Annotated in this window: 4 protein-coding genes and 1 pseudogene; 1 reads left to right on the top strand and 4 read right to left on the bottom strand. The window is 68.7% G+C overall.

Features of this window, described 5'->3' with window-relative positions:
- Positions 1-106: 106 nt before the first annotated feature.
- Together cysE and AAHB17_RS21965 are read right to left on the bottom strand one after the other, a co-directional pair.
- Positions 107-880: a serine O-acetyltransferase gene (cysE, locus tag AAHB17_RS21970; protein WP_342133116.1), complete on the bottom strand. Its 774-nt coding sequence runs from the start codon at positions 878-880 to the stop codon at positions 107-109.
- Positions 881-907: 27 nt separating this feature from the next.
- On the bottom strand, positions 908-1,648 hold the full coding sequence (locus tag AAHB17_RS21965) for an RNA methyltransferase (protein ID WP_342133114.1): 741 nt from the start codon (positions 1,646-1,648) through the stop codon (positions 908-910).
- A gap of 102 nt (positions 1,649-1,750) precedes the next feature.
- On the opposite strand from AAHB17_RS21965, the gene AAHB17_RS21960 reads away from it, so the two are divergent.
- On the top strand, positions 1,751-2,689 hold the full coding sequence (locus AAHB17_RS21960; protein WP_342133113.1) for an inositol monophosphatase family protein: 939 nt from the start codon (positions 1,751-1,753) through the stop codon (positions 2,687-2,689).
- Between the two features lie 4 nt (positions 2,690-2,693).
- On the opposite strand, the gene AAHB17_RS21955 is transcribed toward AAHB17_RS21960, so the two are convergent.
- Positions 2,694-4,370 (bottom strand): putative bifunctional diguanylate cyclase/phosphodiesterase, encoded by a 1,677-nt coding sequence (locus AAHB17_RS21955; RefSeq protein ID WP_446719640.1) that lies wholly within the window; start codon positions 4,368-4,370, stop codon positions 2,694-2,696.
- A gap of 12 nt (positions 4,371-4,382) precedes the next feature.
- Positions 4,383-5,993 (bottom strand): annotated as a pseudogene (locus AAHB17_RS21950) (PAS domain-containing protein); the annotation flags it as partial.
- Positions 5,994-6,000 lie beyond the last annotated feature (7 nt).

The raw sequence follows: 6,000 nt of genomic DNA, 5'->3' as shown, positions 1-6,000 counted from the left end.
GCGTCACCCCCTCACGGGGGCGGCATCAGCGGACCGGCGAAGCCGGCTCCGCGATGCCCCCGGTGAGCGGCTTGGCACACGCCACGTGTCCCGCTCCGGAGGCGCCTTATTTCCCGACCAGCTGGTTGAGCTTCTCGGCCTCGAAGCACTCTTCGCGGGCCGCGTCCTTGGGCACGCAGTCGCCGTTCTTCACACATTCCGACAGCTGGGCAATGGCCTGCCAGAGCAGCGCGATCTGGTGCTCCTGGCCGGCCGCGTTGTCGATCAGGCCACGCATGGCCTGGGACAGCGGGTCGTCGTTCTGCGTCACGCCGTAGGCCGAGAAACCCATCTTGGACGCGACTTCCTCGCGCTTGGCGTCGAGCTCGGCGGCGATGATGCGCGCCGGGTTGCCCACGGCCGTGGCACCGGGTGGCACCGGCTTGGTGACCACCGCGTTGCTGCCCACCTTGGCGTTGTCGCCCACGGTGAAGCCGCCCAGCACCTGCGCGCCGGCGCCCACCACCACGTTGCGGCCCAGGGTCGGGTGGCGCTTGGCGCCCTTGGTGAGCGAGGTGCCGCCCAGGGTCACGCCCTGGTAGATGGTGGTGCCGGCCCCGATCTCGGCGGTTTCGCCGATCACCACGCCCATGCCGTGGTCGATGAACACCCCGGGGGCGATCTTGGCGCCGGGATGGATCTCGATGCCCGTGAGCCAGCGCGAGAGGTGCGAGATGAAGCGCCCCAGCCACTTGAAGCCACCGTGCCAGCAGGCGTGCGCGCGTCGGTGCAGGAACAGCGCGTGCAGGCCGGGGTAGCAGGTCAGCACCTCCCAGGTGCTGCGGGCGGCGGGGTCGTGGTCGAGGATGATGCGGATGTCCGCACGGGTACGTTCAAACATAGGCTGGAGACGGTTGGGATGCCCAGTCTAGCGCCTGGCCTGAGCGGCCGCTTGTTGCACGGCGCGGGCAACACCACGCAGGATGTGGACTTCCTCCTCGGCCAGTTGCGCCCGGTTGAGCAACTGGTTCAAGCGTGGCATCAATTTCTTGGGCGCGGCCGGATCGAGGAAACCCACGTCCACCAGGGCCTGCTGCCAGTGATCGAGCACGCCGGCCACGGCCCGGGCGTCGGCCGGAACCTGGACCGGAGTGCCGGTGGGCGGTAGCGCGAAGCCCCCCAGCACCTCGCGCCACTCGTAGGCGATCAGCTGCACCGCCGCCGCCAGGTTGAGCGAGCCGAAGTCCGGCGCCGTGGGGATGCTCAGGCAGGTGTGGCAGCGGTAGACGTCCTCGTTGGCCATGCCAAAGCGCTCACTGCCGAACAGGAAGGCCACGCCCGCCTGCGGCAACGCCCCGGGCGCCAGCAGGGTGGGCAGGTGTTGGCGCGGGCTGCGCGTGGGCGGGCCGAAGTCGCGTGGGGTCATGGCCGTGGCGCACAGGTGGCTCATGCCGTCCAGCGCTTCGTCCAGCGTGTCAACGATGCGGGCCTTGGCCAACACGTCGTTGGCGCCGCTGGCGCGCTGTATGGTTTCCTCGCGCCGCAGCACATTGGGCCAGCGCGGCGCCACCAGCACCAGGTCGTCGAAACCCATCACCTTCATGGCGCGGGCGGTCGCGCCCACGTTGCCGGCGTGGCTGGTCTGGATCAGGACAAATCGGGTCTTCATACGGGTCGCAAGGCGCGCGCTTGGCACCGGGGTGGCCGGGCGGATAAAATCGCGCTATTGTCGCCGCCATCACGCGGCTTTTCTTTTGTTCTTAAACAAGTCATGTCGTCCAACCTGCACCCCATGCTCAACGTGGCCATCAAGGCCGCCCGCACCGCTGGCACCATCATCAACCGCGCGGCGCTCGACGTCGAATCCGTGCGCGTGGCGGCCAAGCAGACCAACGATTTCGTCACCGAAATCGACCAGGCCGCTGAAAAAGCCATCATCGACACCCTGCTGACCGCCTACCCCGACCACGGCATCCTGGCCGAGGAGTCCGGCGAGATGCCGGGCAAATTCGGCGGTGCAGACCACGTGTGGATCATCGATCCGCTGGACGGCACGACCAACTTCATCCACGGCTTCCCGGTCTACTGCGTCAGCATCGCGCTGGCGGTCAAGGGCCGGATCGAACAGGCCGTGGTCTACGACCCCACCCGCAACGACCTCTTCTGCGCCACGCGCGGGCGCGGCGCCTACCTCAACGACCGCCGCATCCGCGTGGCCAAGCGCACCACGCTGCGCGACACCCTGATCTCCACCGGCTTCCCCTTCCGCCCGGGCGACCAGTTCAAGACCTACATGGCCATGCTGGCCGACGTCATGCCCCTGTGCGCCGGCGTGCGCCGCCCCGGTTCGGCCGCGCTCGACCTGGCCTACGTGGCCGCGGGCTTCTCCGATGGCTTCTTCGAGATGGGCCTGAGCCCCTGGGACGTGGCCGCGGGTTCGCTGCTGGTGACCGAGGCCGGTGGCCTGGTGGGCAACTTCACCGGCGAGGCCGACTTCCTGGAACAGAAGGAGTGCCTGGCCGCCAATCCGCGCATCTATGGCCAGCTGGTCAACGTGGTGGGCAAGTACAGCAAGTTCGCCAGCGCCGGCGACAAGGCCGCCGTGCGCCAGGCCACGGGTGAAATCGCCACCGGTGCGCCGGTGGCCGACAGCGCCGCCGACGCCGTGGCCGACGACACCCACTCGCACGGCAGCGACGCGCCGTTCTGAGGCGTCAGAGCAGGGGCGTGAAGTCGCCCATGTCCGGGGACGGGCGCCCGAAGAGGTAGCCCTGGAACTGGCGGCAGCCGTTGAGCGCGAGGAAATCGCGCTGGCCCCGGGTCTCAACGCCTTCGGCCACCACCGCCAGGTCCAGGCTCTGGGCCAAGGTCAGGATGGTGCGCACGATGGCGGCGTCGTCCGGGTCGTCCAGCACGTCGCGCACGAAGGACTGGTCGATCTTGAGCTGATCCAGCGGCAGGCGCTTGAGGTAGCTCAGCGACGAGTAGCCGGTGCCAAAGTCATCGAGTGAGAAGCGCAGGCCACAGGCCTTGAGCCGGTTCATCTTGTCGGCGATCTCGTCGGCATCGTGCAGGAACATGCTTTCGGTCAGTTCCAGCTTCAGGCGCGAGGGGTCGATGCCGGTGCGCTCCAGCGCATCGCTGACCTGCGCCACAAAACCCGCGCTGCGGAACTCGCGGGCGCTGATGTTGATGGCCAGGCTCATGTGGGCCAGGTCGGGGTTGCCGGCCCAGTCGCGCAGGCATTCGCAGGCGCGTTGCAGCACCCAGTGGCCCAGCGGCAGGATCAGGCCGGTCTGCTCCGCGATGGGAATGAAATCACCCGGCGACACCATGCCGCGCTGCGGGTGGCGCCAGCGCACCAGGGCTTCGGCGCCCACCATGCGGCCCTGCACATCCACCACCGGCTGGAAAAACAGCGCCAGCTCGTGGCGCTGCAAACCCACGCGCAGGTCGGCCTCCAACGAGGCGCGCGCCAGCACCGAGGCCTGCATCTGCGGGTCGTAGAAGCGCAGCGTGTTGCGCCCCTCGATCTTGGCGCGGTACATGGCCAGATCGGCGCGTTTGAGCAGCTCGTCCACCGTGTCACTGGCACTGCCGAACAAGGCCACGCCGATGCTGGGCGAGCTGTTGTGGTCGCGCCCCGCGAGCAGGTAGGGCTGGTTGAGCATGGTGAGTATCTTGCGTGCGATGGCCTCGGCCTCCACCGCCGCCTGGGCTTCGACGGCGCTCAGGCCCTCGAGCATCAGAACGAACTCATCGCCGCCAAGGCGCGCCACGGTGTCTGTGCCGCGCAGGGCACTTTGCAGGCGCTGCGCCACCTGCTGCAGCAGCTCGTCGCCACGGTCGTGCCCGAGGGTGTCGTTGAGGTCCTTGAAGTTGTCCAGGTCGATGAACAGCAGGGCACCGTGTTCACCCGCGCGCGCCGTGCTGGCGATGGCCACCGCCAGCCGGTCCAGCAAGAGGCGGCGGTTGGGCAGGCCGGTCAACACGTCGTGGAAGGCGAGGCGCTCGATTTCCTGGTCGGCGCGCTTGCGGCCGGTGACGTCGTGGGCCAGCATCACGAAACGCTCGGACTCGCCGGCCAGGGGCGGCTTGCGGGTGACCGACAGTTCGAACCAGTGCTGCCCGCCCGCGAGTTGCAGGCTGTACTGCCGCCCCACCGAGGCACCCTCCTGCTGCGCCTCGGCCATCGCCGCCATCACCACGGCGGCGGCGGCGGGATCCAGCACCTCCTGGATGGTGCGTCCCAGCAACTGTTCCGGCGCCGCCGCCAGTTGCTCGGGGTCCTTGCTGCTGACATAGACGTAGCGCCCTTCGGCCGTGATCTCGAACAGCGGGTCGGGAATGGCCTCCAGGATGGCCTGCAGGCGGTTGCGCGCAGCCTGCACCTCTTCCTGTGCCCGCTTGCTGGCGTCGATGTTGCGGCCCACCCCGCGGTAGCCGGTGAAGCGGCCCTGGGCGTCGAAAATGGGCGCCCCGCTGAGAACCACCCAGAAGGAGCCGCCGTCTGGTCCAGCCCGTTGCAGCTCGAGGTCGCGGAAGACCTCGTGCGCGTCCAGCATGCGCTGGTGTTCGGCCCAGTCGGCGGCCGTCATGTTGAGGGCGCCGAGTTCCTGCCGCGTCTTGCCCAGGTGGCCTTCGATGGGCATGCCGGTGCCTTCTTCCAGCGCGCCGGCCGCGTGCACGAAACGGAACTCGGCATCCTGCTCCCAGTACCAGTCGGACGACAGTTCGACCAGGCTTCGAAAACGCGCCTCGCTTTCGCTCAGGGCATCCTGGGCATCGAAGTAGCCGCTGACGTCGGAATAGGTGCGCACCATGCCTCCGTCGGGCAGCGGTCGTGAGCGCACTTCCAGCGCCAGGCCGCCCAAGGTGCGCCGCCAGTAGCTGCCGGGCGCCGGCAGGCCTTCGCCGTCCAGCCGCGCGGCATCGGCCACGTAGGCCCGTCCGCCCGGGTCCACCAGCTCGAACTTCGGCCCGAAAGCGCCCTGCTCGCGCTGGTAGGCCACCAGGGCATTGAAATTGGGCCGGGACTCCAGCAGGGCCTTGGGCAGGTCCAACAGGTCGAGCACGCGCTGGTTGAAGGTCGTGACCACGCCCTCGGGCGACACCCGCAGGATGCCCTGGTCCATGCTGTCCAAGGTGATCTGCAGGGCTTGCTGGGCCTGGGCACGTTGCTGCTCCACCCGCCAGGCACGGAACAACTGCCCCACGGTGCTGATGAAGGGCGCGAGGAAGTCGACATCGGCCTGCGAATACCCCCCTGGCTGGTTGGCCACGCCCACCAGGGCGACCAGTTCGCCATCGACCTTGACCGGCAGCCCCAGGTAGGCGCGCAAGGGTGGGTGGCCATGGGGCCGGCCGGTGCTGCGGGGGTCGTGTGCCGGGTCGTTCGCGATCACCGGCTCGCCGGTGCGCAGCGAGACCCCCAGCAGGCTGTCGGGGCTGTCAAACACCATGCCGCCATGATCCACCCGAGCGAACAGCTCTCGCGAGGCTGGGTCCCAGGAAATGTCGGTCATCGCGTGGATGCGCAAGTAGGGCACGCCACCCGGTCGCGGCACCACCTCGCCCACCAGACCGTATTCGCTGTCGGTGACCTGCAGCAACTCTTCCAGCAAGAGCTGGAACGCGCGCTGCGGGTGGTTCTGCTCGATGAAGCTGTTCTGCGCCCGGCTCACTGCCTGCAGCAGCCGGTGCTGGCGGGCGAAGGCCAGCTCGGCGTGTTTGCGCTGGGTGATGTCAGCGTGTGAACCCACCATGCGCAGGGGCGTGCCGTCCGGGCCGCGCTCCACCACCCGGCCACGGCTGTGCAGCCACACCCAGTGGCCCTGCCGGTGGCGCATGCGAAATTCCATGTCCAGCAGGTACGCATCACCGCTGAGGGCGAGTTGGCGCGAGTGTTCCACCGTCAACAGGTCGGCCGGGTGCACGTGGGTCAGCCAGGCGCCGCGGTCGGTTTCGATCCCGCCGGGCGCATAGCCCAGCAGGCCGAACCAGCGGTCGTCCATGGACACC

Source organism: Hydrogenophaga sp. OTU3427 (assembly GCF_038440225.1).
In the GTDB taxonomy this organism is placed as follows: Bacteria; Pseudomonadota; Gammaproteobacteria; order Burkholderiales; family Burkholderiaceae_C; genus Hydrogenophaga.
This window is presented reverse-complemented; position numbering and strand designations above follow the sequence as displayed.